2 protein-coding genes and 1 pseudogene are annotated in these 2499 nt (G+C 72.3%); all 3 read right to left on the bottom strand.

Annotation, left to right across the window (positions count from 1 at the left end):
* Positions 1-8 precede the first annotated feature (8 nt).
* Positions 9-1070, bottom strand: a complete 1062-nt coding sequence (locus IY392_RS15925) for a phosphotransferase family protein (protein WP_194861740.1) — start codon at positions 1068-1070, stop codon at positions 9-11.
* Positions 1067-2191, bottom strand: coding sequence for a TIGR03857 family LLM class F420-dependent oxidoreductase (locus tag IY392_RS15920; RefSeq protein WP_194861739.1), 1125 nt, complete (start codon positions 2189-2191; stop codon positions 1067-1069). Before IY392_RS15920 ends, IY392_RS15925 begins: the two co-directional genes overlap by 4 nt.
* Positions 2192-2271: 80 nt before the next feature.
* A pseudogene (locus IY392_RS15915) lies at positions 2272-2499 on the bottom strand (Na+/H+ antiporter subunit E); the annotation flags it as partial.

Below are 2499 nucleotides of genomic sequence, written 5' to 3'. Positions count from 1 at the left end.
GGCGGGGGTCAGCCGCTGCGGACCACGGCGAGGGCGTCGTGGTCCGCGATCGCCCGACAGGCTCGCCGCATGAGCAGGGCGAACATCGCGTCGCCGCGCTCGGTGCGGGTGCCGTACATCCATCCGAAGATCCCGAGCACCGGGGTCTGGAGCAGCCCGTAGACGTAGTCGTCCCAGCAGGTCTCGAGGGAGTAGTCGTCCACCCCGAACCCGGTGAGTGCGCGGTGATAGTCGGCCACGATCCCCCGCTCGGCGGCCCGGCGGTCGGCGACATCCAGGCTGGAGCCGAGGAAGCCGCCGAGGTCGCGCCCGGGAAGCCCCACGGCGAGGGTCTGCCAGTCGCAGGCCAGGGACGGCCGCTGGCCGGAGGGGTCGATCAGCATGTTGTCGGCGCGGTAGTCGGCGTGGAGCAGGGCGTAGCGCTCGGACCGCCCGTTGGCCCAGTCGGCGATCAGCGGTGCGATCTCGGACAGGATCCGCTGCTCGTCGTCGTCGAGCCGATCCCCCAACTCGGAGAGGAACGCCTCCAGCGCCGGCCCGCCGAGCTCCTGCAGGGTCACGTTGTCCTCGACCGACGGGCAGGAGAGCCCGTCGATGCCGCGCAACTGCGGATCGCACCAGCGTGGTCCGTGCAGTCCGGCCAGGTTGATCGCGCAGTCGCGGGCGTCCTCGATCGTCAGCCCGGTGAGCTGGTCTCCCTGGACCAGCGGCGACACGTCGTCGAGCACGAGCGTGAAGTCGCCCTCCCGCTCCCCGAGGGCCGCGAACCGCGCCCGGGGGACCCGCACGGCGACGGTCGGCGCCAGGTCCCGGTAGAACAGCACCTCGCTCCGGTAGACGCCGTGCAGGAGCGGACGCATGCCCTCGTCGGGGTTGGGGAGCTTGACGAACAACGTGGGGGGCAGCCCGTCACCGTCCACGTGGGCGACCACGCAGCAGCCGATCTGGCCGGTCCCCACGGCCTCGGTCCGCGCGGACCTGACCTCCGTGCCGAGCGCGGCGGTGAGCCACTGCGCCGTCACCTCCTGCGGTGTGCAGACCACGGAGGCGCTGGAATCGACACCGGTCATGACTGTGGGTCCTTCCGCAGGTGGAGTCGTCCGGGGTTGGGGGCGAGGTGGTCGAACCGGCGCGGGTCACGCCGTCGGCGCCAGGCCGCCAGGACCGGGGCGAGCTCGTCGGGGGTGGCACCGTGCAGGACGACCGAGTCCGCACCGAGCGCGAGCTGCCCGTCGATGCGGTCCGCACAGTGGTCGGCGCTACCGACCGCCGCGCAGGCCAGCCACTCGTCGGGCAGGACCTCGCGGGCGTGGCGCAGGATGTCCAGGTCGTCGGTCGCGTCGAGCGCCCCGGAGTGCGCGGACAGACGCTCATCCGCGCGGAACCGCTCCAGGCCCGCCGGATCCCACCCGTTCACCCGGACCAGGACGTCGCCGTATCCGGTGAGGTAGGTGGCCAGGCGGCCGACGAGCTTGCGCAGGCGCGCGGTCTCGTCGAGCGAGTCCTCGATGGTGGCCATCACCGACCAGATGCGCACCTGCGCCGGATCCTGGCCCGCCCGCTCGGCGGCCTCGCGGACCAACCGGACGGATCTGGCGACGGCCGCGTCGGACATGAAGGTGTGCAGGACCACGCCGTCGGCGATCCGACCGGCGAGCCGGAGCGAGTTGTCTCCCATGGCCATGAGCAGAATCGGGATGTCCTCGTCGAACGTCGAGTCCTGCACGAGGTAGGGGTAGCTGCCCGCCGGGCCGTCGTGGCCCACCACGGATCCGCCCCGCCACAGCGTGCGGTAGAGGCCGATGGCGTCCTCGAGTTGTGCGGACGTGACATGCGGCAGTCCCATGATGTCGAACAGCAGCGGGATGCCGCGGCCCAGCCCGAACGCGTACCTGCCGCCGGACATCCTGTGCAGCGTGGCGGCCATCGTCGCGGTGACGAGCGGGTGCCGGGTGTTGTGGTTGGTGGCGGCGGTCCCCACTCCGATCCGGGTGGTCGCGGCGACCGCGGCACCCGCCATGACCGCCGCGTCCTTGAGGGCGAACCGTTCCGACAGGAGAATCGACCCGAGACCCAGCTCCTCCGCGCGGGCGGCCTCGACGATGAGGTCGGCCGGCGACGCGCTGTGGCCGGCCAGGCCGTAGCAGGCGAGCTCGGGCATGGGGGGCGGCGCGGTCTCAGCGATGGTCATGTGTGCCCTTCGGCGGGAGGGGGGCGACCCGGGAGAAAGTGACACGTGTCACGTTACCTCGCCACCGGGGGTCGTCCGGGTCAGCTCCCGAAGATGCGGCCCAGGCGATGCTCGAGTCCGGCCCACGCGTGGGCCGCGTCGATGTCCTCGGCGAGCACGTGCAACTCCACCCAGTCCGAGCCCCCGCCCTCGTCCCTGCCCTCGTCCACGACCAGGGTGCCGGGCATGAGGTTGATCATCCACAGCGCCAGGCGGCGCCCGGCCGGGGTCCCGGACCGGATCGGGAGCCGCAGCGTGCGGGGGGAGAT

The sequence above is a fragment of the Dietzia sp. SYD-A1 genome, assembly GCF_015356725.1.
In the GTDB taxonomy this organism is placed as follows: Bacteria; Actinomycetota; Actinomycetes; order Mycobacteriales; family Mycobacteriaceae; genus Dietzia.
The sequence above is the reverse complement of the archived record's forward strand: the minus strand, read 5'-3'. Positions and strand labels throughout refer to the sequence as shown.